General features: G+C 60.9%; 17 protein-coding genes. 5 read left to right on the plus strand and 12 right to left on the minus strand.

Going from position 1 to position 25,848, the window contains the following annotated elements; all coding sequences use genetic code 11:
• Positions 1-41: 41 nt before the first annotated feature.
• The 8 genes from P3T17_RS22605 to P3T17_RS22640 are packed head-to-tail and all read right to left on the minus strand — an operon-like array spanning position 42 to position 10,688.
• Entirely contained in the window at positions 42-1,775 is a 1,734-nt protein-coding gene (locus P3T17_RS22605) for a GMC family oxidoreductase (protein WP_429408961.1), read from the minus strand.
• Between the two features lie 38 nt (positions 1,776-1,813).
• Positions 1,814-2,620, minus strand: coding sequence for an enoyl-CoA hydratase/isomerase family protein (locus tag P3T17_RS22610; RefSeq protein ID WP_429408963.1), 807 nt, complete (start codon positions 2,618-2,620; stop codon positions 1,814-1,816).
• A complete protein-coding gene (locus P3T17_RS22615) occupies positions 2,617-4,191 on the minus strand; it encodes an AMP-binding protein (protein ID WP_429408964.1) in 1,575 nt (524 codons plus the stop codon). Before P3T17_RS22615 ends, P3T17_RS22610 begins: the two co-directional genes overlap by 4 nt.
• Positions 4,184-4,720 (minus strand): (2Fe-2S)-binding protein, encoded by a 537-nt coding sequence (locus P3T17_RS22620; protein WP_429408965.1) that lies wholly within the window; start codon positions 4,718-4,720, stop codon positions 4,184-4,186. The genes P3T17_RS22615 and P3T17_RS22620 overlap by 8 nt, the downstream gene beginning before the upstream one ends.
• A complete protein-coding gene (locus P3T17_RS22625) occupies positions 4,717-5,538 on the minus strand; it encodes an FAD binding domain-containing protein (protein ID WP_429408966.1) in 822 nt (273 codons plus the stop codon). The genes P3T17_RS22620 and P3T17_RS22625 overlap by 4 nt, the downstream gene beginning before the upstream one ends.
• Positions 5,535-8,582 (minus strand): xanthine dehydrogenase family protein molybdopterin-binding subunit, encoded by a 3,048-nt coding sequence (locus P3T17_RS22630; RefSeq protein ID WP_429408967.1) that lies wholly within the window; start codon positions 8,580-8,582, stop codon positions 5,535-5,537. Before P3T17_RS22630 ends, P3T17_RS22625 begins: the two co-directional genes overlap by 4 nt.
• A complete protein-coding gene (locus P3T17_RS22635) occupies positions 8,579-9,199 on the minus strand; it encodes a UbiX family flavin prenyltransferase (RefSeq protein WP_429408969.1) in 621 nt (206 codons plus the stop codon). The genes P3T17_RS22630 and P3T17_RS22635 overlap by 4 nt, the downstream gene beginning before the upstream one ends.
• On the minus strand, positions 9,192-10,688 hold the full coding sequence (locus tag P3T17_RS22640) for a UbiD family decarboxylase (RefSeq protein ID WP_429408970.1): 1,497 nt from the start codon (positions 10,686-10,688) through the stop codon (positions 9,192-9,194). Before P3T17_RS22640 ends, P3T17_RS22635 begins: the two co-directional genes overlap by 8 nt.
• Positions 10,689-11,014: 326 nt before the next feature.
• Between P3T17_RS22640 and P3T17_RS22645 the strand changes: the two genes are divergently transcribed.
• Positions 11,015-11,941 carry a LysR family transcriptional regulator gene (locus P3T17_RS22645; protein WP_429287960.1) on the plus strand — a complete coding sequence of 309 codons (927 nt, stop codon included), beginning with the start codon at positions 11,015-11,017 and terminating at the stop codon, positions 11,939-11,941.
• Between the two features lie 198 nt (positions 11,942-12,139).
• On the opposite strand, the gene P3T17_RS22650 is transcribed toward P3T17_RS22645, so the two are convergent.
• Both P3T17_RS22650 and P3T17_RS22655 read right to left on the minus strand, forming a co-directional pair.
• On the minus strand, positions 12,140-13,591 hold the full coding sequence (locus tag P3T17_RS22650; RefSeq protein WP_429408972.1) for a PLP-dependent aminotransferase family protein: 1,452 nt from the start codon (positions 13,589-13,591) through the stop codon (positions 12,140-12,142).
• Positions 13,592-13,655: 64 nt separating this feature from the next.
• On the minus strand, positions 13,656-15,137 hold the full coding sequence (locus tag P3T17_RS22655) for an EAL domain-containing protein (protein ID WP_429408973.1): 1,482 nt from the start codon (positions 15,135-15,137) through the stop codon (positions 13,656-13,658).
• A gap of 321 nt (positions 15,138-15,458) precedes the next feature.
• Between P3T17_RS22655 and P3T17_RS22660 the strand changes: the two genes are divergently transcribed.
• Positions 15,459-16,910: a PLP-dependent aminotransferase family protein gene (locus P3T17_RS22660; protein WP_429408975.1), complete on the plus strand. Its 1,452-nt coding sequence runs from the start codon at positions 15,459-15,461 to the stop codon at positions 16,908-16,910.
• A 319-nt stretch (positions 16,911-17,229) separates the two neighbouring features.
• Here P3T17_RS22660 and P3T17_RS22665 read toward each other — a convergent pair whose 3' ends face one another.
• Together P3T17_RS22665 and P3T17_RS22670 are read right to left on the minus strand one after the other, a co-directional pair.
• The gene (locus tag P3T17_RS22665) at positions 17,230-17,787 is read right to left on the minus strand and encodes a hypothetical protein (protein WP_429408976.1); all 558 of its coding nucleotides are present in this window, start codon (positions 17,785-17,787) and stop codon (positions 17,230-17,232) included.
• A gap of 927 nt (positions 17,788-18,714) precedes the next feature.
• Entirely contained in the window at positions 18,715-22,371 is a 3,657-nt protein-coding gene (locus tag P3T17_RS22670; protein ID WP_429408977.1) for an SIR2 family NAD-dependent protein deacylase, read from the minus strand.
• 472 nt (positions 22,372-22,843) lie between these two features.
• On the opposite strand from P3T17_RS22670, the gene P3T17_RS22675 reads away from it, so the two are divergent.
• The 3 genes from P3T17_RS22675 (at position 22,844) to P3T17_RS22685 (ending at position 25,643) form a co-directional block, all read left to right on the plus strand.
• Entirely contained in the window at positions 22,844-23,518 is a 675-nt protein-coding gene (locus tag P3T17_RS22675) for a peroxiredoxin-like family protein (protein WP_429408979.1), read from the plus strand.
• A 79-nt stretch (positions 23,519-23,597) separates the two neighbouring features.
• On the plus strand, positions 23,598-24,320 hold the full coding sequence (locus tag P3T17_RS22680) for an SDR family oxidoreductase (protein ID WP_429408980.1): 723 nt from the start codon (positions 23,598-23,600) through the stop codon (positions 24,318-24,320).
• A gap of 219 nt (positions 24,321-24,539) precedes the next feature.
• The gene (locus P3T17_RS22685) at positions 24,540-25,643 is read left to right on the plus strand and encodes an alkene reductase (protein ID WP_429408981.1); all 1,104 of its coding nucleotides are present in this window, start codon (positions 24,540-24,542) and stop codon (positions 25,641-25,643) included.
• The last annotated feature ends 205 nt before the right edge of the window (positions 25,644-25,848 follow it).

Below are 25,848 nucleotides of genomic sequence, written 5' to 3' on the forward strand. Positions count from 1 at the left end.
CACGTTTGATATGCGTGCTCTTGTTGCGTGAAAGAAATCAGTCAGCAAGGCGACACCGCAGTCGGGACCGTAACCCGCTCTCCGCGCTGGCATCGCTTCATGACCATCGCGTCAGCAATCTTCTCGGCGATCATGATGGTCGGAATGTTCGTATTGGCCGACGGCAGGCGCGGCATCAGCGACGCATCGACGACGCGCAATCGTTGCGCGCCGTGTACACGGCCTTCGGTATCGGTGACGGCGCTCCGTTCGCCGGCCTCGCCCATGCGGCAGGTGCCGCTTGCGTGCCACACGCCGAACACGTTGGCGCGAATGAAATCGTGCAGCATGTGCTCGTCGGCGAGCAGCGCGGCCATCTGCTGGCCACGGGAAAAGAAGCGTTCAATCAGCACACGGCGGATCGGCGCAGGTGTGTCGAGCAACAGGCCGGCGAGCGAGGTCAGCATGGCGTTGCTTTTGCTGACGCGGCTCAATGCCTTCACACGCGGCGAAAAAGTAGCGGGGAAAAAGTCGCGCTGATCCTGGCTCAGTCCCGACGCTGCGACCACTTTCGCCAGCATGCGCACTCCCGCGGCGAGCCGTGCGAGATCGCGCTCGTCATCGAGCAAATTGAGCTCGACGTGCGGCGCGACTGCCGGATCGGGCGACACCAGTTGAACATGACCGCGCGAATACGGACGATTGCACCACAGGAAAAACAGGCCGAGCCGGTTACCCAACGCATGCCACGCGGCACGCGTCGCGCTCGACAGATACAGGTCGGAGGCCTCGCAATCCACCACGCCCGAGGTAAAGCGGGCCGCCGTCATACTCGCCCGGCGTCTCGCGAGCGGCATGCGGAAGCCGCGCTCGAGAAAATGGCAAAACGTCAGCGACGGGTGATCCTGCAGATTGCGGCCGACGCCAGGCAGATTGACTACGCATTCAATGCCGAGCGAAGCCAGCGCGCCCTGCTCGCCGATTCCGGCACGCATCAACAGCGCGGGCGATTGCAATGCTCCGGCGCACAAAACAACCTCACCGGCATCGAAGCGCAGGCGTTCGCCGTTCTCTGCCACCGCGATCACTCCTTGCGCCGCTGCCCCATCCATCACGATGCGCTCGACGCGTAACTGCGCATAGATGCTCAGATTGGACCGCTTGCGCGTTGGCGCGTCGAGATAGCCCGTCGCCGCAGACACGCGCTTGTCGTGCCGGTTCGAAAAGGCGCCTGGAAACAGTCCATCGCCGAACTCGCCGTTCTGATCCTGCAAGGTAGGGAAGCCATTGGCACGCAGGCCATCGGCAAACGCATGACAGAACGGCGGCCAATCCTCCGGCATGATGCGGCGAATCGCTATCGGACCCTCGCCGCCATGCAAGGCACTTTGCGGAAAATTCTCGTCGCATTCGAGCTTGCAGAAATACGGCAGGACGTCCCGCCAGGCCCAGCCCGGCGCACCGTTCGCAGCCCAGTCGTCGTAATCGCGCGGCAGGCCACGGTTGGCCGATTGCACATTGATGCTCGAACCGCCGCCCATTACACGGCCCTGTTCATAGACGCGTGGCGCGGTTTGCCGCGTGGCACGCGCTTTCAGATCGGGCCAGATATACGTATCGCCGCAGAAAACCGGCATCGGATAACTGTCGAGAATCTCCGCAGGCTCGGCGCCCGGTGGCGTATCCACGCCCGCCTCGATCAACGCGACCCGCACCGACGACACGGCCGAGAGCCGATGCGCGAGCACGCATCCGGCCGAGCCGCCGCCGACGATCACGTAATCGAAACGCTCCATGCCTCGCTCCTCCGCTATGTCTTTTTTTATCGCGGTCCTTAGCTTCCGCGAAACACCGGCTTGCGCTTGCCATGAAACGCTTCAACGCCCTCGCGGAAATCGTCGGAGGTGCGCAGACGGCTATAGCAATGCCCTTCCAGTTCGATTGCGATGGACAGCGGCGCGTCTTCGGTGTCGTTCAGGAGCTTCTTCGCGGTACGTTGTGCCAGCGGCGAGAAAGCGCGCAACTCATCGACGAGTGCGTCGGTTGCCGCTTCGAGTTGTGCATCGGGCACGCACTCCACGGCGATACCCCACTCGTAAGCTTGCTTGCCGGGAATGCGACGCGAGCGCATCACGATGTCTTTGGTGCGGCCAATGCCGACCATCTGCTGCAGACGCGCGGAGCCGCCCGAGCCCGGAATCTGGCCGAGCTTCTGCTCCGGCAACGCGTAGAACGTCGTATCCGTGGCGATACGGAAATCGCACGCCAGCGACAATTCGAAGCCCACTCCAAAGCAGAAACCGCGGTTCGCTGCGATCACAGGTTTCGAGCACCGGGCAGGCGCTGCGATATTCCATGCCAATTTCGACACATGTTCCGGCGATGCTTCGAGAAAGCCCTTGATATCGCCGCCACTAGAGAAGTGTTCGCCAATGGCGCGTACAACGATCACCCGCACGCGCTCGTCTTCATCGAGCGCTTCGAACGCGGCGCGCAACTGGTCGCGGGCATGCATTGAAATGACGTTGAACGGCGGGCGATGCAGGATGATGTCGGCGCGCTCGCGTGCGGCATCGATCTCGATCGAGAAGCCATCGAGCTCCTGAAGCAGCGTCTGGCCGCGATGGGTCAAGTCAGTCATTTCGGATACTCCTTGGTGGTATGAACAGGTTGTGCAACGGGCTCGCGGTCGTCGAGCACGTACTCGCCGGCAGAGAGCTTGCGGCGCAGAATCTTGCCTACCGGCGACTTCGGAATGTCGTCGACAAACACGTAGTCGCGCGGCCGTTTGAAATTAACCAGATCAGAGGTTCGGCAGTAGGCGTCGAGCGTTTGCGCGTCGACGTATTCGCGGCGCTTGATGAAAGCCACCACACGCTGACCCCAGCGTTCGTCCTTGATGCCGGTCACGGCGACTTCGTCGACGGCCGGATGCAGCGACAGCACCGACTCGATATCGACCGGCGAAATATTTTCGCCGCCGCTGATGATCATGTCGTCGACGCGGCCCGTGACGAACAGCTCGCCGTCGGCGTCGAAATAGCCGGTGTCACCGGTGAAATACCAACCGTCGTGGAGCGACTTCGCGTTGGCGTCGGGGCGGTTCCAATAGCCCTCAAAGGCTTCGTCGCCGAGCAGGTCCGCGACGATCTGGCCTTCTTCGTGGACTCGCGCGAGCTGGTCCGGCGAGCGTGCGTCGAGTTTCACGACCCGCAAGCGCGTGTTGATACCGGCGCGTCCCGCGCAGCCCGGTTTCCTGGTGGCGTCCTGTTCGATGCTGAACGTGTACACCTCCGACGAGCCGTAGTGATTGACGAACAGCTCGGGCTTGAACGCCTGCTGCAGACGCTTGAGCAGGCCGTCGCTCATCGGCGCGCCGGCGAAGCCGAGCTTGGTCACCGTGGATGTGCCGGTGCTGGCGAAGCCTGGATCGGCAAGCAGATCGTGATAAAGCGTCGGTACGAGATACAGGCACGAGAGCCGGTAAGCGGCGATCGAGTCGAGCGCGAGCCGCGCGTTCCAGCGGCGCACGCAGACGAACAGGCCGTCGACCAGCGCCATCGCCAGCAGCGAGCGCACGCCCATCGTGTGGTAAAGCGGCATCACGCCGAGCGTACGTTCGCCATGCCGATAGAGGTTCTGCGCAACGTGCGCAAGCGCTGCGGCACGCTCATGCCGGTGGCGGCGCGGCACGCCTTTTGCCTTGCCGGTCGTGCCGGAGGTATAGAGGATCAGCGAGTAGTCATCGGCGGTGGCATGGACCGCTTCGCCGGTATGTGCGCGCTCGACGAGCAGCGCGTCGAATGTGGCCGTGCAGCCGGGCACCTCGTCGAGTCCGATGCGCGGCAGCCTCTGCGCGGCGGGACTCTGGCTCACCGCATCGGCGCATACCGGCTCGTAGACGATAGCCTTGACGCCCGCGTCGGTCACGCAGTAATCAAGTTCTTCGGGCTTGGCACGCCAGTTCAGCGGCACGATGACGATGCCCGCGAACTGGCAGGCCCAGTGCAGCGTCGCCATTTCCCAGCGGTTTTGCAGCACCGCCAGCAAACGATCACCGCGTGCGAGACCGAATTCGCGCAGACCGTCGGCCACGTTGAGAATGACGCGATGCCACGCTGCGTACGTTAGCTCCAGTTCGCCATCCACGAGCGCCAGCGCATTCGGACTGCGTTCAACGCATTGCAGAAACGTGCGGCCGAGATCAAGCATGGACGGCCTCCGGACTTTCGTTGCGCTGCGCGCGGCGCGCAGCTACGTCCAGCACGGCCGCGACGATCGGCGTATAGCCCGTACAGCGGCACAAATGGCCTGAGAGCATCTCGCGCACCTGTTCCTCAGTCGGATCCGGCACACGTTGCAGATAGTCCGCGCACGACATCAGAATGCCCGCCGTGCAAAACCCGCACTGTAACGCGTGATGCCGCTGGAAGGCCTGCTGCAGATCGCCGAGCGTCTGGTCGGGCGCGAGGCCCTCCACGGTATCGACACGCCGCCCTTGCACCTGCACGGCCAGCATCAGGCACGAACGCGCTGCGACACCATCGATATGTACCGTACACGCCCCGCACACCCCATGTTCGCAGCCGACGTGAGTGCCGGTCGCACCCAGTTCGTGGCGGATGAAATCCGATAGCAGGTCGCGCGTCTCGCACAGACCGCTGCGTACGCGGCCATTGAGTGTCAGCGCGACGCGCTGCGTTTCGCCCTGCCGCATGGTATTGCTTGATGCCTTGCTCACTTCGCCTCCTCGATCACGCGCCATCCGAGTTGCCGGACCAGATGCCGCCGGTATTTCGCGCTGATATGCGCGTCGTCCTGCGCGCCCAGCTTCCAGCTCAAATCGTTCAATGCGCCGCGCAGATCATCGCCCTGCAGGTGCGGCCAGCGTTCGACGACCGGCCGGTCCGCCACGCCGCCCACCGCGAGGCTGATGGAGTCAGGCGTCACGACTGCTGCGCAGGCCACCATGGCGAAGTCGCCGTGCCGTGCCGAGAACTCCGTAAAGCCATAGCGTTCGCCCGGTTTTTTAAGCGGAAAGCGGACCGCTTCGACCAGTTCGTCCGGCGCGCGCGCCGTCATCAACATGCCCTGAAAGAAATCCTTGGCGGCCAGCACGCGCTTTTTCTTCTTCGAGCGCAGCACCACCTCGCCGCCCAGCGCAGTGAGCACCAGCGGCAATTCCGCGCTCGGATCGGCGTGCGCAATCGAGCCGCAGACCGTGCCGCGGTTGCGAATCTGAAAATGCGAGATGTACGGGAAGGCCATCATCAGCAAGGGCGTTTCGTTCACCAGCCACTCGCGCCACTCGACGCTGCCCTGAGTCGCCGCCGCGCCCACCACCAGATAGCCCGCCTCGTTGTCGACGCGTACCGTGTTCAGTTCCTCGGTGCGCGAAATGTCGATCAGGAGACGCGGTTGCGCGAGCCGCATGTTGAGCACGGCCATCAGCGACTGGCCGCCTGCAAGGACGCGCGCGTCCTCACCGGTCTCGGCCAGCGCATCGAGCGCATCCTGCGTCGTCATGGCGCGCAGATAATCGAATGGCGCCGGTTTCATGTCGTCCTCCTGAAGATCGCCAACAGGCGCGACAGCCACGATCCGCTCATTTTCGGAGGCTTGCCCGACGCCTGACGCCCAAGCGATTCGAACAATTGGCGCAACACGACCTTCGCCGCGCCCTCGAGCATGCGGCCGCCGACCGCTGCGACCTTCCCCGACACCTGCGCTTCGTAGTCGTACGAAAGCCGCGTGCCTTGCTCGGTCGCCGTCAGTTCGATCAGGCCGTTGCCGCGTGCGCTGCCTAGCGGCGAGATTCCCGCGCCGGCCAGTGTCAGCCGATGCGGCGGATCGAAATCCGATAACCCGATTTGCGCCTCGAAGCGTGCCTTGATCATGCCCACCCCAACAGTGACATCCGCGCGGTACTGGTTGGTGCCCGTCGACTCCAGCGCATGACAGCCCGGGATCACTTTGGCGAGCGCGTTCGGATCCATCAGCACCGCGAAGATTGCCTCGGGCGTGGCGGGTAGATCTACCGTGCCCTGCGCGGTCAGCGCCTTGCCGCCACCCGGCACGGCCGGTTTCGTGGCAGGCGCCTCGCGGAGCTCCGGTCGCGACGGTTCGGGATCGTCGATGCCGATCAACGCCATCACTTTCGATGGCGTCAGCGGCAAACGGATGTCCTCCACACCGAGCGCATCGGCTACCGCGTTGGCAATGCACGGCGGCGTGCTCATGTTGTTGCCTTCGCCGAGCCCTTTCGCGCCAAGCGGCGTGAACGGCGACGGCGTTTCCAGATGCACGATGACCGGATCTGGCACCTCGCAGGTGGTTGGCATCAGATAATCGGCGAGCGTGCCCGACTGGAAGCTGCCGTCTGCACCATAACGAAACTCCTCCATCAGCGCCGCGCCCAGCCCTTGAGCGAACGCCCCGCGAATCTGGCCGTCGGCGAGCGCGGGGTTGAGCAGCTTGCCGGCGTCGTGCGCCGTCACGTAACGGTCGATGCGAATCCGGCCGGTGGCGCTATCGATTTCGACGCCGCACAAATCAAAGGCAAAACCATAAGCTGCCGAAGTATTGATGCGATCGTTTTCGTCGGGCGCGTCCATGTTTTCCGGCGTCCAGAACACGGTTTCGCGCAGTCCCGGCTCCTCGCCTTCCGGCAATAGAGCGGGCGCCCAATGCGGCGCATTGCTGGCGACACGGCCGAACGGCATCGCCTTGTCTTCGGCGCCTTTCACATAGATACGTCCGCCTTCGAAACACACTTCATCGGTCGTGCAGCCGTACTGGTTGGCGACGATCCGCGCCAGCTTGTCGCGCACCCTCACGGCAGCAAGATGAACCGTACCGGCCACCGCGCCCGCAAAACGGCTCGAATAATTGCCTGCTGCAACCGACCAGGCGTCCTTGTACGTATCGAACTCGACGTTGACAACGATGTCTTGCGGCTCGATGCCGAGCACGTCCGCGACAACCTGCGCGCAGACCGTCATATGCCCTTGCCCGGCCGGCGTGGACGCCACGGTGACCACCACACCGCCAAGCAGATCGACGCTCACCGTCGCGCTCGCAATCGCGCCGCTCTTCGGCCCTGCCTTCTTGCGGGCCTCAGCGGGCATCACTGTGGTGATGTATCCCATGTTCGATACCGACGGCTCGACGATCGCCGCAAAGCCGATGCCGTAAAGGCGGCCCTCCTTGCGGGCTGTTTCACGGCGCGCAACGAGCTCGTCGTAGCCGCCCTCCGACAACGCGCGACGTAGCGCCTCCTGATAGTTGCCCGAGTCGAGCAGCGCACCGGCTGCAGCGCGATAAGGGAACGCATCCGCCGCGACAAAATTGCGCCGGTAGACCTCCAGCACATCGAGTTTCAACGTGAGCGCAATCCGTTGTATCAACCGCTCCAGCGCAAAATACACCTGGGGGCCGCCGAAGCCGCGCACGAGCCCCGTAGGTGTCTTGTTGGTTAGCACGACACGATTGCGCACCAGCAGGTTCGGGATCGCGTAGGCGCCGGTCAGGCAACCGTGCATCCGGTAGAACGTCGCGGGTTCCGGCGCGCGCAGATAGGCGCCGCAGTCTTCAAGCTGGTCGTAGGCGAGCGCGATGATCCTGCCGTCATTTTCCACGGCGGCTTCCAGTGTCGAAAAGCGCGCCGTCGCCGAGGTGGCCGCGCTCAGATGTTCGAGCCGGTCCTCGACCCACTTCACCGGCGCGCCGGCCTTGCGCGAGGCGAGGCACATCAGGACTACATAGGGAAACACCGCCTGCTTCACGCCGAAGCTGCCGCCCGAGTCGCGCGGCGCCTTGTGACGCAGCCGGTTCGCCGGCACGTTCAGCGCCATCGCCATGACCGCGTGCAGTGAGAACGGTCCCATGAAATTCGATGTGACGTCGTAGCCTTCGTCGCCCGACAGGAACTCGGCAATCACCACACCGCATTCAATCGGCGCGCAACTGTTGCGTGGATAATGCGCCTCCAGCTTCACCCGGTGCGGCGCCTTCTCGAACGCGGCCTCGGGGTCGCCATAGCGGAAGTGGCGATCGCTGATCACATTGGTCCCGACGCGCTCGTGCAGAATGGGAGCGCCGTCGCTGGCCGCCTGTTCGATTGACGTCACCGGATCGAGCAGCGTGTAGTCGACCCTGATCAGGTCGAGTGCGTCTTCCGCCAGCGCACGCGATTCCGCCAGCACGACGGCCACCGGTTCGCCGACGTAACGCACGCGGTCCATCGCCAGCGACCATTGCTCCATGGGCGACTTCACGCCGACGACGAACGGCCGCGACCATGCGCGCAGATCATCGCGGGTCAGCACAGCTCGCACGCCCGGGTGCTTCAATGCGTCTTCGGTGCGGATTGCAGCAAGTTCGGCATGCGCATGCGGTGAACGCAAGATCGCGGCATGGAGGGTGCCAGGCTTCACGCCGATGTCGTCGCCATAACGGCCGCGGCCTGTCAGGATCGCAGGGTCCTCGAGGCGCTGCATCGGGCGGCCGACATGCCGCCGGGGTGCTGCGCCCGGAGCCGCTTCTTTCGCTTCGGCCGGAGTCCGCGGCTTGATTTCGGCGAACGCCGTATCGCGCTGGTTCATCGGTCTGTGCCCTCATCGCGGCCTGCAAATTCGTCGGCGAGACCGCTCCAGCGGTGTGCGATCTCACGATGCTCGATGCGGAACAGATCCAGAATCCGCCCCACCGTGTGATCGACCACATCATCGATAGTCTGCGGATGCGCGTAGAACGCCGGGACCGGCGGCATCACGATCGCGCCCATCTCGGTGGCGAGTGTCATGTTGCGCAGATGGGCCAGGTTCAACGGCGTTTCCCGCGCCACCAGCACGAGGCGGCGGCGTTCCTTGAGCATGACATCGGCGGCACGCGTCAGCAGGTTGTCGGCGAAACCGTTCGCGACGCTCGCGAGCGTTTTCATCGAACACGGTGCAATCACCATGCCGGAGGTGAGGAACGAACCGCTCGCAACCGAGGCGCCAATATCGCGCACGTTATGGACCACGTCGGCCATGCCGTCGAGGTCGCTACGGCTGAAACCTAACTCCTGCGCGGCCGTCACCGCGCCCGAGGCCGACACGATCAGATGGGTCTCATGCGTGCCCAGCCGGCGCAGCGCGGCGAGCAAGCGCACGCCGATGACCGCGCCGCTGGCCCCGGAGAGGCCAACGACAATGCGCTCGCGCTGACGCTCAGTCATGGTGCTTGCCCACGTCAGCACCCAGATAAGCAGCGAAGCTGGCGTTGTCCGCCGCAACCAGCGCATCGAGATCGACCTTGTCCTCGCCGGGAATCCGCACGCGGGTGAACACGTGCGCCGGATACACGACCGGCCGCGTGGCGTCGAGCCCCATCTTCGCGCTCACGCCTTGCAGATGAAGCGGCGCATCCTCGGGCTGGCCGACCGTGGTGGACGGATCGAGCGGCGAGCCTTGTGCGCCCTCGATCACCACCAGATCGCGATCCGCCTGAAAACGCGTCGCCAATGCCCATTCGATTTCCGCCGGATCGTGCAGGTCCACATCGGTATCGACGACCACCACCTGCTTGATGTCGTAATGCGCGCCGAACGCGCAGAGGATCACATTCTTCGCCTCGCCTTCCCGCTTCTTGTCGAACTGGATCCACAGGTGATAGCGGCACACGCCGCCTACCGAAAGGTGCACGTCCTTCACGCCCGGATGGCTGCGCTGCAGGTGAGCGAGCAGCGTCGCCTCACGCGGAATCGCGCCGAGCAGCAGATGCTCCATTTCCGCCGGCACAATCGTATGAAAAATCGGCTTCTCGCGATGCGTGAGCGCAGTGACTTCGATCACCTCACGCGCTTCCTGTGCGCTGTAGTACTTAGGAAATTCGCCAAACGGACCTTCCGGCTCACGCACGTTGGGCAGAATGCGGCCCTCGATCACGATCTCTGCAAACGCGGGCACATGCACGCCGTTCGTCACGCATTGGACGACCGGCAACGGCATGCCGTGCAGCGCGCCAGCGATTTCCAGCTCGTCGTGATCGATCGGAGTAATTGCTTGCGAAGCGAGCATAGTCAGCGGGTCGACGCCAATGGCGACTGCCACGTCGAGCGCATCGCCCGCTTCTTCCGCGGCCTTTTGAAACGCGTACAAATGGCGCGGCAGCAGCAGAATCGCCATGCGGTCCGGGCCATGCACCTGGATGCGGTTGATCGACACGTTCTGCACGCCGGTGCGCGGATTGCGCGCGATCACGAGACCCGCCGTGATATAGGGGCCGTTGTCATGTTCGCTGTGCGTGGGAATGGGGAGCAACGCGCGCAGATCGATGTCCTTCGTCAGCACCACCTGCTGGCACGGCGCAGCGTCGCGCGGCAAGACTTGCGACGCAATCGGCTGCCCGGCCGCTTCGCGAAATCGCGTCAGCAGTTGAGACTCCGCCACGCCCATGGCTTCAGCAATCCAGGCGCGCTTTGACATGAAGCCGCTCACGATCGGAATGTCATGGCCAGCCGGCTTCGTGAAGAACGCGGCCTGCTCGCCGTCGAGACGTTTGGCAATGGCGGCGAGTTCATGTTCGAGCGCGACGGGCTTGTCGATCGTCGCCAGACGATCCGTTCTTGCGAGATGCGCGAGCCAGTCGCGCAACGTCAGCACACCGGATTGCGGGGCCCACGGCAAGGAAGAGGTGCCGTTCGTGACGGCATCGCGTGTGTTCATCTACGTCTCCATCAATGCCTCGCTATGCGCCGGGGAACGGTCGCTGCGAGATATGCAATGAAGCGTAGCGAGATCGCTGTATAAGTTCTAATACTGTTTTTTGATGTTTTTAATCACCGATGCTGATATCCGTGTTAGCCCCAATGACACCCGGCTTACAAAACGATATCCATAGAACTTCCGTGTCAGGCAGGCTGGAGCGGCACCATCCGGAACATCCATTGGTGCGCTTTTCGGCACAGACCTGATAATGTGGACGGAGCTCATTAGCTACGTTGATGGTCCCCGGATTGACGCACCCGGGTTGATGTCCCATTCAGATCGCTATGGACCTCAAGCAAATCCAGTATTTCATCGCGCTGTTCGAAGACGGTTCCGTCACGCGTGCTGCAAAGCGCCTGAACATCGTGCAGCCCGCATTGAGCATGCAGATTGCCAGGCTCGAAGACGAACTGCACCAGCAACTCTTCGAACGCGGTGCGCACGGCATGGCCCCGACCGCGGCGGGGCGGCTGATGTACCGCCTGTTCCTGCCGATCGTGCGCGATCTCGCCCATGCCCGGCAGCAACTCGTGCAGCGCGACGAAGTTGTGACCGGTCACGTTGCGATTGGGCTGATCGCCTCGGTGACGGAGAGCGTCCTCGCGGATTCGCTGTCGCGCTTTCATACGCGTTATCCGCACGTCGAAGTGACCGTGGCGGACGGTTATAGCGCCACTTTCATCGATTGGGTGGCGGGCGGCCAGCTCGACGCTGCGCTGATCAACAAGCCACGCTCGCGGCTGTCGCTCGACGCGCAGCCGCTTCTCGATGAGGAAATGGTGCTGGTCACCAGCGCCACCCACGGCCCCGATCTGCCGCACGCGATCGAACTGGCGCAGTTGCCCGAACTGGAGCTCGTGTTGCCGACCAAACGTCATGGTCTGCGCGGCGTGCTCGATACAGCCGCGCAGCATGAAGACATCCTGCTTGCGCCGCGCTTCGAAATCGATGTGCTCTCCACCATCGTCAAGCTCGTGGAGAGCACGCGTTTTGCCACGATCCTGCCGCGCATCGCCGTCGAACGTGCCGTGCGGCAAGGCACGTTGCGCGCCTATCCGATCCTCGCGCCGCGCATCGTGCGCCATATCGTCTGTGTGAGCCACCCGCGCCGGCCGCTGAGTGCGGCGGCTGACGCGTTGATCTCGATCATCGCTGACGAACTGCGTCAAGTGTCGATTGGGCCGGATATGAACGCCCCCGCTGCCACATGAGCGGACCTCGATGGTTCGCCGCCCGTCGTCCTGATTCAAGTGGTCCAGCAGGTGCTGCGGTGCTCGTCACTACGGCGATCTGCTGGAGTGCCCGCAGATGGCCGTCAACACGGCTGCTGCCAGACGCGGATCGCAGGCGGCCCGGCACGCTTACCGCTCCAGCTGGCACCGCCTTCCATCATGGCTCCTCGATGCTATTCATTCCGCGCCTTCGCGCCCAGTATGCTGGGCTGTCCCTTGCTCAGCCATTGCTCGCCTCGCCAGCATGCCCAACGTGTGCATCTCCTTTTCAACGTCCGGGGTCCACGGGCGACCATAGTTAAGCCGGATGTGACGGCGAAATTCGCGGCTGCATGAAAAGATTGCACCAGGGGCAATCGCGATTTCGTGCGCTTCCGCCATCTCAAACAACTGCACTGCCTCGACTCCTTCTGGAAGTTCCACCCATAGAAAGAATCCGCCCGGCGGCCGGACCACTAATGTCCCTTTGGGGAAGTACTTGACGACCGCGGCCACCATCCGGGTCTGAAGGGACGCCAGTTCGCGACGCAGTTTGCGTAGAAGCCGGTCGTAGTCCCCATGCTCAAGGTAGTCAGCAATTGCGCATTGCACGGGCACAGACGCTGGGGCCATCGTCAGCCAACGCGCGTGTTCAATTCTCGCGGCGTATCGCCCCGCCGCTACCCAACCGAGGCGCAGTCCTGGCGCCAGGCTCTTCGAAAACGAACTGCAGTGCAGCACGAGGCCGTTAGAATCGAAGCGCTTTGCCGGATACGCTGGGGTCAAGCCAAAATGCAGTTCGCGGAATACATCGTCCTCGATTAGCGGCACGCCATGTTTTGCCAGCAACCTTACGAGCGCCTCCTTTCGCTCATCGGAAAGTGTGGCGCCAGTAGGCTGGTGTAGCGTCGTCATGAACCAGCAAGCCCGTACCGGATGCTGCCGCAACGCCTCCGCTAACGCGCCGAGGTCGAGTCCACGGTGTGGATCGACAGGGATTTCCACGGCCTTCAGATGCAGGCGCTGAATCGCGTCCTGCACAGCGTGGAAAGCCGGCCGTTCTATTGCGATGATGTCGCCAGGCCGCGTCAGAACCTGCAGACAAAGTGTCAGTGCATCACGCGCGCCGCTCGTCACTACAACCTCATCGATTGGGACGGTAACACCTGTGACGATGTAGCGCAGGGCGATCTGGCGACGCAGATCTGCTTCCGCCTTTCCCGCCGACAAGGCATTCTGGGAACTCGCCATCCTGCGGGTTGCCGCAGTCAACGAGCGCGAGATCCGGCCAAACGGGAACAGCTGGGCACTTGGCTCCGAAGAGCCAAGCCCCGGATGCGCGCATCGCCGTTGAGCCTTCATGAAGCGGAGAATGAGGCTGTCGCCATCGGCCTCGTCAATACTGCGCTTTGAAGCAAGCGCTCGCGATTTCGTTAGCGCAGGCCGACTTGCGACGAAATAACCCGACCGAGGTTTTGCTACGATCAGGCCTCGTCGTTCGAGAGTGTAGTAAGCCTGGAAAACCGTTGAAGGGCTGACCCGGTACGAACTGCTCGCCTGGCGCACCGACGGGAGCCGAACGCCGAGCTCAAGCGTACCGTTAACAATCAGGTTTTCGAACTCGGCCGCCAGTTGGAGATAGCGCTTCATTAATATGTCATGCTAATTAACCAGAGGTAACCGGGTTGCTCCGGTTGCGGGCGAAACGCCTCATTTAGAAACTTCGGACTCGCCAGCCGAGCACGGTTGCAGCTCCCGCCGGCTTTGAGGAAGGGGCATTGGCGGTCTGGAGAAATGCTTTCAGCTGGCTGGCACCGAGTGCACGGCTATAGAAGAAACCTTGACCGAATTCGGCCCGGCTTGCCCGCGCGACGTTGTGATGCGCCGCGTTCTCAATTCCTTCGACCACGACCACGGCGCCCATCTCATGGCCCATGCTTGTCAACGCACTGATCTTTCTGGAGCGCTCATCGGGATCCATTCCCAGCACCTCCCTGTCGATCTTCACCATCTCAAAGGTCATGTCTGCCGGCAGTTCAAATCCGACGTCAGTGGGACGCACGCCCGACAGCGCAAAACGCACTCCTTTGTCACGCGCCTGCGCCATCATCGGGATGAGACGTTTTCTGAACTTCCTCGCGCTACCTGCTCCGATCTTCAGTATCAGCGGTGGAAGACCGAGGGAGCCAATGTCACCCAGGTCCCCGATGAACGCGGAACTTACCAGGTAAGAAGCGGGAGCGGTAACGCCCAGGTAGAGCGATTTCGGTGCGGCGATTTCCCGCAGATCCTGAGCGGCACGCGACAGGACGAATCGCGTCATTGGCCCAATCAGGCTACTGCTCTCAATGAACTCCATGTAGTGGGCCGGGCCCAGCGCGCCATATTTCTCGTTGTCCCATCGCAGTAATGCTTCGACGCCGACACACCTGGCCCGCCGCACGCCAACGACAGGTTGATATTCAACATGGAACCGGCCACGACGCAACCCTGCACGCGCTGCGCGCAGCAGGGACTTGTCGTAGCGAAACCACCTTTTTAGCGCCCAACCGACAACAAAGGCCACGACCACCACCAGCATCGGCCACAATACAAAGCCCAATATGGTCCATACTGAGGTACGTTGCGTGGCAATACTCGCTAAAGGATGCACCGGGGCGAGTGTGTCGGTGCCGGCCGCGGGCATGACCGCTCGCGTTTCACAACCCCCACCCGGTGAGCAATCAGGGGGCGACATCGCTGGCGGTTCCGTCGACTGCTGCGCGCGGTCGACCTGCGACGCGGTACCGTCGACTGCGTCAGAGGCCAGAAAGCTGCCTCGTTCTGCCGCCGCGTGGCCGCGGATTTGCCACCGCAGTTCCCTAAGCAGCGTCACAACGTTCGGCCCCGAGTTGGCCATCGCAACAGCGGTGCCGGTGGCATCGGCACGCGTGTCGGCCAGCGATTCGCAAGTATTGGTCAGTACAGGCATCGGGCCAGCGACCGGTCCGGCAAGGGCGGCGGGAATGACAGGCAACTGCGCAATGGACGCGCAGGCCGCGCCGAATTGAACCGGGGGCGCTGATGGGCCGGCGAGCCAGTCCGTCAGTTGCTGCCAGACGTTGCGTTCAAACCTAACACTGCGACTGGAACCAGTGTCGGCCGGCCCTGCAAGAGCCAGTGAGGTGCCTGTGCAGGTAACGAGCACGACTGCCATACCTCGTCTCCGGGCCCGACGAAGCGCGATGACCGCGCTGCATCTGACGGTTGATACCCTGAACCCAAATGCCATTGAGTGGTCGTTAAAAGATTAGGCTTAGAAATCGCTATCGATTGGCCCGCTACACGTCGGCGGAACATCGGAAGAGGTCGAAACTGTCTGCGCCGCACTTTGCCAGCGTGTGCGCGTCCGAAATAGACGCAGATTGCAAAAGAAAGGCCGTATCAGATTGGCAGGTGGCATTCTTCAAACGTTGAGTGTGTGTGCCATCGGGGCGGCTCCGACCTCCGCAACGGTGTTATCTGTGAGGAGTACAAGTTGAAACGGTACGAGCGGCTAGCCGACCAACTCAGTGAACTCATCAAGCGCGGTGATCTTCCACCCGGCGCGCGTATCCCTTCTGTTCGCGCGGCGTGCAAGGCATGGGGTGTGAGCCCCGCGACGGTATTTCGTGCTTACTACCTGCTCGAAAATCGGGGCATGATTACGGCGCGCGCGCGTTCGGGCTATTTTGTGTCGTCGACTTCCAGAGAATTGCCGCGGCAAAGGCCCGGAACCTCGATGGCTACCGACCCGAAGACCGTCAATATCAGCGACCTTGTCTTTGAGATCCTCAAGACGATCAGGCAGCCCGCGACTGTCCCGCTTGGTTCAGCGTTCCTGAGCCCTGAACTGTTTCCGATGGCGCGCGTCGGAAAGTCGTGCGCGGCGGTCAATCGTTCAACAGACCTGGTCAGCATGGTTGACGGACTGCCGCCGGGGCACGAAGGATTGCGCCAGCAGATTTCGTTGCGTTACCTGATGGCGGGGATGACGGTGCCCGTCGACGAGATAATCATTACGAGCGGTGCACTCGAAGCCCTGACGCTAAGCGCCCAGTTGCTCGCCGCGCCAGGCGACGTGATCGCGATCGAAAAGCCGACGTTCTATGCAGCGCTGCAGGCAATCGAGCGTCTGAAGCTGAACGTAGTGGAGATTCCTGTTGACCCGGTGGAGGGACATGATCTGAATGCGCTCGCGAAAGCGCTGCAGCAACATCCGGTTCGCGCCTGCTGGTTCATGACCTCGTTCCACAATCCGACTGGGGCGACGCTGAGCGATTCCAGGAAGCAGGCGCTGGTTGATCTGCTCGCCAGACACAACGTGCCGCTCATTGAGGATGACGTCTACAACGAGCTTCATTTCGGCCCGGACCCGGTACGTCCGGCCAAATTCTTCGACCAGAAAGGTCTTGTCATCCATTGTGGGTCGTTTGCGAAGTGCCTTGCGCCCGGATATCGTATCGGCTGGGCGGCAGCCGGAGCGTTCGCGGGCGGCCTGGAACGGGCGAAATGGATGACCACGCTATCGGCCAGCATGCCGGCGCAGCGCGCAATCGCCGACTATCTGGAGCACGGCGGCTATGAACGTTTCCTGCACAAGCTACGTCGCGAGTTGGCCCTTCAGCAATCGCAGATGCTCGACGCGATTAGCCGGTACTTCCCGGCCAATGTGATGGCGACCAGGTCTGACGGCGGTTATTTCACATGGGTGGCGCTACCGGATCACGTCGACTCGATACGCCTCTTCCAGGCAGCGCTCAACAGTGGCATCAGCATCGCGCCCGGACCGGTCTTCTCTGCGGATGGCGCATTTCGACACCATATGCGTCTGAACTATGGATACCCGTGGTCGGAGCGGCTCGATAAAGCGGTCGCGACATTAGGCGCCCTGTGCGCGGATGAATCGAGTTGCGGCGCAAAGCTGGCTGGTCCGGTTCGGCCGACATGACACGGGCGTCGGTCTCAACCGTGCGTCCCGGCAGGTGAATCGTGAAGCTTGGTCATCGCTAGCAGATTACTCACGAGAAAGGGCGACTAATGCCGATGACGCGACGCCTGCCGAAGGTCTATTGTCGGGGTCGAAGCCGACGTCTGAACGTCCTCCTTGGCGCCCACTCGAACAACTGCAGATGGCCGAGACAGGGCCGATGGCGAACGCGCCAAGTCGACCCACAAGAGTCTACGGGCCTTGCCGATAACAGACATTCGCTGATGGGTACGACAGGGGTTACGGGCCGGTAGAGTCACCGAGCGCCAATTGTGGACAGTCAATCGGCCTTAACTATTGCCACGAAGCACCAACCGACTCCAAGGGCAGGAGCACTACAGATCATCGAAGGGTTTGAAGCGTGGCGGTCACCGCACGTCGAAATGTTCGGGGCGAGAGCTACGAACAACCCCACCCCCATGACAAATAGCCAGAAGATCTTGTTAGTCAACGACCGTGGACGAATGAAGTTAAAAAAGACACCTGTTTTCCCACCGGGATTAAGATGCGTTTCCCAACCGGTCGGGCCACTTCCGCCCAGCGCACGCAGTGTGTACTCGGCCTCTAGCGTTCTCAAGTAGTTCGCGATCTGCGTTATTCCATGAGACACTGCAAAGGACCGAGTTGCTCCGCCAACCACAATCAATAGCGGGATCCAGTTTCCAAATCGTACTGAGCACCCGTCCTTCCAGAACCACGCCAAGAAAGCAGCCATACCAACTACAACGTATAGTGCGATTTTCCGGTTATATTCGAACTGGTTCTCAAGTTCCTTCCTTAGCGCCTCGAACTCTTTGAAATGAAATTCGGTCGCGCGGTCAAAACCGCCGTCGGGCATGGGCTACTCCTTGTCGTTGCAAACCGGATCATCACTGAGACGAACCTTCCTAACAAACGAATCGGGCAGTTGCGGTCGATCGAGTTTTAACTTGCTCGGTTGGACAAAAGACCACCCCAAAGTATTGCGAGTGAAGCGTTGCGGGCTGTGTGCGATAACGTACGCAGCCTTGAATTCTGAGGTGTCTGCCTTGGTACTGACTGTTAATAGAGCGGCGCGGGGATAACTGAATCGTGCGTCTCCCCGCAATGACATTTGTCCAATAGCGGGTGAGCGATGACGTCGAGCGGCCGATAGTGGCCGGCTGGTGCCAACTGTTTGGCATCAGTGACCTGCGCCGACGTGCGGGCCGCACATCCCTTGCTGGCGGCGTACTGCCTTTGCTGTGCCGGTTTGGGGCGTAGTGCGGCATAATGTGGCTCTGTCGGGTTTTGGCGCGGCCCTCGGAATAGCCGGAATCATTAGCCGACCTTAACCCGGTCGGCTTTTTTTCGACCCGAGCGTACCCCATCAGCGGCTACGAGCGTTCGCGAGTGGCCGCACATTTGCTTGCCGGCCATCGGCAGCACGCGACCCTGAGCGGTCCTTCGATTCCCCCCAAAGCGGCCGTTCCTCTGTTCGTCCTCCCTTCGCTTGCTTTGTAGCAAGGTACGCTAAAGCGCGGGCCGAAAATGCCAGCGGTTTCGACCCGCCGCCTTCCAGAAAATCGATTACACGGCCGACAGGACATGACTTGCTTGTGCCATCCGGGAACCCAATCCCGTGGTCGTCGCCCCGATAATCATGCCGGTAGTGTGCGATCAAACGACTGTCTTCGTAGATGCGGTACCGGCAGTCCCCGAAGACGCGCCTGTAGGAGCGTTGGAGGGATCAACGATCAATGTCGCGTCATCGAATGACCGTAGATAGCCGGTTCCTTAGTCCCGCTTATGGTTCGGCATCAAGCAGGGCATTCCGTACCTCAGGAAGCGGATCCGATTTGCCTGCTTCAATCCATCGGTCCAGCGTCCCGTCGTCACTGATCCGCGATTTCATTGCGTACGCAAGTCTAAGGCATTCAGCGCGGACTAGCGATAGCGAGATCGCCCTGCGGCTTGTAGCTTCAGTTTCGATGTATTGAGTTTCGAGCCATAGGTCTTCAAGTGCTGAGAGTAAGCGCGATACCCCCGCCTCAGGGATAAGATTCCGTTCGAGGAAATATCTGGCGGTGTAGAGTAGCGCAGGCAGCCCGTGCTCGTGCCGGATCTCGATCGTCGAAACAAGCTGGTCGATCAGATTATCTGGTAGTGCGACGCGTGAGCCGTCCTGTACCAGTGTCGCCCATTTCCGTAGAGCTATCACCCCATTCTCCACGCGATGACTGTATGAGCCGACAAGCGCACGGCGAATCAGAGTCGCCAAATCGTCAGCAAGGTCCGGCATGGTGTCCAAAAATGCCGGCATCCCGGGCAAACCATGCCATTCGCGAGACTTCAATATCCAGGTGCGCAGCGTTGAGACTCGCTCCCCGGTTTTTGACGTCGGATCCAGCGCTGGAGCACACAGTTCAGCCAATACTGTTCCAACGTGGCGGCGCATTCCATCCAGAAAATTTTTCCTCCATGAATCATCCATTGGAGATCTGGACTCAACGAGAGCAGGATCCCACGCAACAAGTTCATCAAATAGCCGTCGCGCCTCCTGAGGTTCCGGTCTGATACCAATCTGTGCAGCGAGGATATAGGACTGAATGTTTTGCAGTTTCTTGTCTAGCACTCGCGTATCGAGCAATTTCGGTGCATCAAGATCGCCTGTTTGACCGCCTTGAAACAGCACTGCACGAACCATCGCCCTAGGGTCGATAGCATCCGGTGAGGGAAGGTTAGCGAGCGCGCTACTGAGTAATCCTGTGTCGGCGGGTAGTCCACTTTGGGCGTCCACCTCAGACCATAAGACGTTTCCGAAAGATGCATGCTCGTCAGCCTGTAGCGATCCCCGCAATGACAGGTAGCTGAGTCGATGTACCGCTTCCTTCCTGGAAGGCTGTCCACGCTTTGCCGCATCCAGCAACTGCTGGACGCGACGCTGGCATCGCGCGTCATCACCGGGGCGGTCTGGCACAGAGTTCCAGATACGGTTGATAACATCCGGCCACCATCGAGTGTCCGACTGGACTTCTGCCGCTAACGGAAAGTCAATGATCTCCCATGCGAGTTTGCTCTGCCTAGATGGCGGGAGCCCTGCCACGGACTGGTTTGCTAGTTCGTCCAGTGCCTCCAGTATCCAGTGGAATTGCATCGAATTACGTCTTGCGAGGCTGAGAGCATAGAGAAGCGTCGCCTGTGCTTCATCTTCCGACATTCGCACAGTAAGTCGCGATAGCACAGTGAGATGAAGTCTCAGGCGATCGATCGCGCCGCTCCTGTCCTCGGCTTGCTCCTTACCCTGCGATGCCTCAAGGCGGCCCACCCAGAAATCGGCTCCTGCCCTGACGACGGATATCAACCCTGAGCTCACTTCATCGGGTAGTTGAGCAACGGCAATGCGGCTGAAATAGACGTCGAAAGTCTTGTCATAGTGACTCTGCATTCCCCGTATCAACCAGATGTACCAGTCAACGGTTCGCTGATAGGTAATCTTTGCAACTGCGCCGACCGCATCTGCGCAGAAGCTAATGCCGCTCGTCCTGACGGGCAGACCGACGGCCTCCATGAGCTGATCAAGCTGGTAAAACGCGGCTGCAGCCGAACTGTCTACGGTATCCGGAGCCCGTTGTCGGGATTCACGATAATGCCCGGGCTCGAAAAGCAGCTTCAACCCCGTCTCATCCAGCCTGTGCTCGGCATAGTGCTCAGCTGCCATCGTTTCGATCCGCTCAATCTCGTCGCGGGGCGCAACCAGCAGTTCCTTGAACTCGCGGGCTTTGGGCGCATCAACGGGTGCCTGGAAAGCCCCCGCATAGGTTCCGCGTGAAATCCATTCTGCCCACCCCAGCCGGGCCTTGATCCAGATAGAGCTATGGTCGAGCCTGTATCGCCGCTCCAATTCTGTCGCGGCATCCCTGATCAGTTTTATTGCATGGCCATGAAAGCCGATTTCAGTCAGCAGGCCCGCCCGGCGAAGCATCCAGACGGGATCAACGGATTCAAGTAATGACGCAGAATTTGCCAGTTCATGAAGCTTGAGCTGGTCCCGTTCGAACAGGCATTTCTGATATCTTGCCTCCATGCGAATCTCGTCCGACGAGGGAACAAGCTGTGTTACGAAGTCCTCCCACTTCAGAAAGGCCTTTTCATCCTGGTGCAGTCTCGCTCGTCGCATCAGCGCGACGGCGAATTCGCAGAGAACGTCTGCATCTACGTTGACGGGACGAGAATCGAGTAAGGCGATCAGCGCCTCGAATAGCTGGTTTGGAATCCAGGAATAGGAAACTGTGCGCTGCCAGAGGAATTCACGCAGGATAGCTACCCGCTCAGTCACTTCGAAGCGTTCCAGAACGGACGCACGCAACAGCCATGCTTCATCTGAACGGTGCCTCATCTGGTTCCGCAGACTTGCAGGGCACACCAGCCAACTCGGATACGTTTCCCGGTCCCTCCTGATTACGGCGGCAGTTTGCTGCAGAAGATCGGCAGCGAAGGCGTCATCCTTGCGTGCCTTCGTATGTGCGTCTTGGCCTGCCTGCAGAAGAGGGAAACTGCTGGACTCCGCCGGCGCCCAGTCGTGCAATAGACTCGGGTGAGCAGCATGTAGCGCTTCGAAGAAAAGCTTCGTTGCTTCCGCATGTCGGGCCGCTTTTGGTATTGCGCCGAGAGCTGGTGCGAAATCGATTGGCGCGATATTGCGCGATTCTAGGAATTTTCGCGTCGCAGGGGCAAGGTCCAGATTTCCGACAAGGTAGACGCGACGGGCCTTACCTCCCAACTGGTCGCGCACCCACCCCGTCCATTCGAGGAAGTTGGGATCGTCACCCGAGAATCCGACCAGGCAGAGCTCGTTTTCGATAAAGATCTGTCTTGCTAGGTTCACGAACGCAGCGTGTTTGCTCGGATAAGTCCGATAGTCCTCTTCAGCAAAAATAAGTGGTCCTTCGTCTCCTATTGATCCATGCAGTTTAACCACACGGGGCGCCCGCGCATGTGGCAGATCTGCTTCCAGCCTTACGAGATCGTATCTCTGGTCAAAAGTATTTTCTGCGGCCCGTTCCAGTAATGTGTCCCAGTTGGTAGTCAGGACATCGGACCAAGGAAACTCGAGAAGTTCCGTGTGTAAGGCGCCGGGCTGCCAAGCGCGGTCGGGGAAATGAGACCGGATAAAGTCGTCAAGGGCCGCTTGCCCGAAATAGGTCCGATACTCCTCAGCGATCCGAAGAGGATTCGTTGGCGCGCTGCCTTTTCTCCCCGGGTAGAGCTGTTCGACCATGGCGTCACATAAGTCCCACCACAACGGAGGTTGCCGGCTGTCCTTCGCGGGAAAGAGCGCATTCTTCGAGAAGCCTGCGCCTACCAGAACGGCAGCCCCCCGGGCTGTCCCATCGCGCCATAGTGCTCGAGCGAATTGCTGTAATGCTGAATAGTCAGGCAGCGAGTCGATCTTAAAGGTCATTTTGAGTTCCAGCGTGTACGGTCGAACCACTTTAGTGCGAGTCAGCCCTTTCCATTGGCATACATCCAGAATGCCACTTTGATTGGCCGGTAGACATGGGCTATAACCTATCGGTCGTGATGCCGAATCGCCAATATTGGTGTGCATTGTCAACAATTTATGCCGCGATGTCGAACGACGGCTCATGGCCGCACTGGGCCCAATCGTGATTGGCTCACGTCGACCCGAGCGGCCGATGGCATCTCAAGGTCCAATGTCTGCTGATACCCGCAGACCGGACGTCGCCCAGGTCACGCGCGTTGACGAACGCCGCGCGGCCACTTGCCCACGCCGCCGCTCTGTTCTTTTGGTCATCCCCCATGCCCAGCAGGAATGACAGTTATGCATGCATGCTGTCTTCTCCGCGGGTTTGCATTGACTGACTATTCCTACCACGCAATGTGCGTTAAACCTCATCAGGAAAGGAATCGACATGTCACTTCAAGCCAGGCTCGACGCATTCAAGACCGATTTCAAAGGCGGAAAGGCCCCGTACTTTGCACCGCCGGAAATCCATCCGATCATGGAACGTGCGACAGCCGAACTCGCGGCGTCCGGTCAGGCTGCACGCGCTCTGAAAGCAGGCGACGTCGCGCCGGAATTTACCCTCAATGATCCGGATGGCAAACCCGTGTCGTCTGTCGAACTGCTGAAGCAGGGACCGATCGTGATCAGTTTCTACCGTGGCGTATGGTGCCCGTATTGCAATCTTGAACTGACGGCCCTTGAAGAAGCGCTACCATCGTTCAAGGCCGAAGGCGCCAGCCTGATCGCGATCTCGCCGCAGAATGCCGTGAACAGCCGCAAGTCCATCCGTACCAACAAGCTGAGCTTCCCGATCCTGAGCGACACGCACAACGATGTGGCAGCCGCATTCGGCATCCGCTTTGCTTTGCCCGACTATCTGGTGGATCTGTACAAGAACCTCAAGAACGATCTACCGGCGTTCAACGGCGACGATAGTTGGACGTTGCCAATGCCGGCGCGCTACGTGGTCGGGCAAGACGGAACGATCGTGTACTCCGAAGTCAACCCGGACTATACGCGCCGTCCGGAGCCTCAAGATATGTTGCCGGTTCTCCGCAAGAAGCTTGATTCGGTATCCTGAATCGGTCCTGCTTCGTTCCCGGCCGTAAGCCGCCGGGAACGATTGAACAGGCAAACCGTTACATCAACATCGAGGCAAGATGAAATCACGCACTTTTCTTGTAACCGGTGCCAGCAAAGGCATCGGCAGAGCCGTCGCGGCGCGGCTGAACGCAGACGGGCACCGGGTAGTGGGACTGGCGCGTCAGGCAGACGACCATGCCTTCCCAGGAACACTCGTGTCTGTCGACCTCTCCGACCGCGTGAAAACGCAGGATGTGCTCGATAGTCTTGTGGCGAAATACAAGTTCGACGGCCTGGTCAATAACGTTGGCCTCGTCAAACCGCAGAGGCTGGGCGCCATCGATCTGCACACGCTTGACTCCGTCATGTCGCTCAATCTACATCCAGCTATACAGGCGGCGCAAGCTCTGCTGCCCCATATGAGCGCCCAAGGCTGGGGCCGAATCGTCAACATAACGAGCCTCACTGTCCTTGGCATCGTGGAACGTACGGCTTATGCGGCCGCCAAGTCCGCCCTGGTGAGTTTCGCGCGCTCCTGGGCGCTTGAGCTGGCGACCGCCGGCATCACGGTCAATTCCGTCGCACCCGGCCCCACGGAAACCGAACTGTTTAGAGCCAACAACGCGCCAGGAAGCGAAGGAGAGCAGCGGTATCTTGCTGCCGTCCCAATGAAACGCTTCGGCAAGCCAGACGAGATTGCCGCAGCCATCACTTTTTTGCTGTCCGACGATGCTGCTTTCATTACGGGTCAAACGTTGTTTGTCGACGGCGGCGCCTCGATCGGCAAGGCTTCAATCTGAGGGCCGAATATCTCCTCGGTCCAGGCGACGAAAGCGCGCGCCTTTGCACTGACCATGCACCCACTGGGCAAAACCGCTGTCTGGCGAACCGCTACCAGGAGAGGTCTGACCGACAGCAAATCGCCGTTGTGGCTCGCTGCCGCAGTTGCAAGAGCCATCGAACGTGTTACCGCACTCGTGCCGCAAGCCGGTGCTAGCTGATCCGCAAGGAGTAACTTCATGAGCAAGTTGTTTTCAGCCGTCAAAGTAGGTCCTTACACGCTTTCCCATCGCGTCGCGATGGCGCCATTGACACGCATGCGTTCGGAGCCCGGCGATGTGCCGGGCGATCTGATGGTTGAGTACTACACGCAGCGCGCAACCGAAGGTGGTCTCATCGTCACGGAGGCAACCCCCGTTTCGGTTCAAGGCTACGGCTACGCAATGGCCCCGGGAATCTACTCCGACGATCAGATTGCAGGGTGGCGCCGCATCACGGATGCCGTGCACGCCAAAGGCGCGCGCATCTTCCTCCAGTTGTGGCACGTAGGCCGTCAGTCTCACCCCGATCTTCAGCCAGGTGGCGCGCCGCCCGTTGCTCCGTCCGCGCTGAAAGCCGAAGGCCATGCGTATTCGGTGAACGGCGAAGTCGAATTCGCGATGCCCCGCGCGCTTGAATTGAACGAAATCCCCGCCATTGTCGAGGACTTCCGCAGGGGTGCCGAGCGGGCACTGCGCGCGGGCTTCGACGGTGTGGAACTGCACGGCGCAAACGGCTACCTGCCGGACCAGTTTCTCCAGGACGGTTCGAATACACGCACCGACGAGTACGGCGGACCGATTGAAAATCGCGCCCGTTTCCTCCTCGAAGTGACGGACGCACTGATTTCGGTGTGGGGAGCGGATCGGGTTGGCGTGCGCATTGCACCAAGTGGCACCTATGGTTCGATGCATGACAGCGACCCAGAAACCACCTTCGGTTACGTGACGGAGCAGTTGGACAGGCGCGGCATCGGCTATCTCCACGTGGTCGAGCCACGTATCAAGGGCACGGAAACGATCGGCGAAGTTCACGATCCGGTCGCGGCGCGCCATCTGCGCCCGAAGTTCACCGGCACGCTAATCGCTGCAGGCGGCTTCACGAAAGAGACTGCGGACGCGATCATCGAAGCGGGCCACGCGGACATCGTCGCGTTTGGCCGCCAATTCATCGCCAATCCCGATCTGCCCGAGCGCCTGCGATTGAATCTGCCGCTCAACCGGTACGACCGGAGTACTTTTTATGGCGGAAACGCACGCGGTTACACCGACTACCCATTCCATGCTGAAACGCAGGCGGCGTAATTCTGCACCCCACCATCCAGACCCGGAAGAGCGGATTCCGGTACTTGACTCCCTTCACACAAGCACGCCCTGAACGACGCAGCGACCTGCGCTAACGTAGCGCCAGTCGTTGCATTGGCCACTACGGCACGGCAGGGCGAGAGTTTCCCACCTATCTCGCAGGACTCGATATGAGCATTCTGGTTACCAGCGCTTCTGGTTCGAA

Source organism: Paraburkholderia sp. GAS82 (assembly GCF_050436285.1).
Taxonomy (GTDB): Bacteria; Pseudomonadota; Gammaproteobacteria; order Burkholderiales; family Burkholderiaceae; genus Paraburkholderia; species Paraburkholderia phenazinium_B.

What these genes read in the sequence shown, in the direction of transcription:
- P3T17_RS22605 (WP_429408961.1), bottom strand. Translation starts at nt 1,775, where the DNA reads ATGGAGCGTTTCGATTACGTGATCGTCGGCGGCGGCTCGGCCGGATGC.
- P3T17_RS22610 (WP_429408963.1), bottom strand. Translation starts at nt 2,620, where the DNA reads ATGACTGACTTGACCCATCGCGGCCAGACGCTGCTTCAGGAGCTCGAT.
- P3T17_RS22615 (WP_429408964.1), bottom strand. Translation starts at nt 4,191, where the DNA reads ATGCTTGATCTCGGCCGCACGTTTCTGCAATGCGTTGAACGCAGTCCG.
- P3T17_RS22625 (WP_429408966.1), bottom strand. Translation starts at nt 5,538, where the DNA reads ATGAAACCGGCGCCATTCGATTATCTGCGCGCCATGACGACGCAGGAT.
- P3T17_RS22630 (WP_429408967.1), bottom strand. Translation starts at nt 8,582, where the DNA reads ATGAACCAGCGCGATACGGCGTTCGCCGAAATCAAGCCGCGGACTCCG.
- P3T17_RS22635 (WP_429408969.1), bottom strand. Translation starts at nt 9,199, where the DNA reads ATGACTGAGCGTCAGCGCGAGCGCATTGTCGTTGGCCTCTCCGGGGCC.
- P3T17_RS22640 (WP_429408970.1), bottom strand. Translation starts at nt 10,688, where the DNA reads ATGAACACACGCGATGCCGTCACGAACGGCACCTCTTCCTTGCCGTGG.
- P3T17_RS22645 (WP_429287960.1), top strand. Translation starts at nt 11,015, where the DNA reads ATGGACCTCAAGCAAATCCAGTATTTCATCGCGCTGTTCGAAGACGGT.
- P3T17_RS22650 (WP_429408972.1), bottom strand. Translation starts at nt 13,591, where the DNA reads ATGAAGCGCTATCTCCAACTGGCGGCCGAGTTCGAAAACCTGATTGTT.
- P3T17_RS22655 (WP_429408973.1), bottom strand. Translation starts at nt 15,137, where the DNA reads ATGGCAGTCGTGCTCGTTACCTGCACAGGCACCTCACTGGCTCTTGCA.
- P3T17_RS22665 (WP_429408976.1), bottom strand. Translation starts at nt 17,787, where the DNA reads ATGCCCGACGGCGGTTTTGACCGCGCGACCGAATTTCATTTCAAAGAG.
- P3T17_RS22670 (WP_429408977.1), bottom strand. Translation starts at nt 22,371, where the DNA reads ATGACCTTTAAGATCGACTCGCTGCCTGACTATTCAGCATTACAGCAA.
- P3T17_RS22675 (WP_429408979.1), top strand. Translation starts at nt 22,844, where the DNA reads ATGTCACTTCAAGCCAGGCTCGACGCATTCAAGACCGATTTCAAAGGC.
- P3T17_RS22680 (WP_429408980.1), top strand. Translation starts at nt 23,598, where the DNA reads ATGAAATCACGCACTTTTCTTGTAACCGGTGCCAGCAAAGGCATCGGC.
- P3T17_RS22685 (WP_429408981.1), top strand. Translation starts at nt 24,540, where the DNA reads ATGAGCAAGTTGTTTTCAGCCGTCAAAGTAGGTCCTTACACGCTTTCC.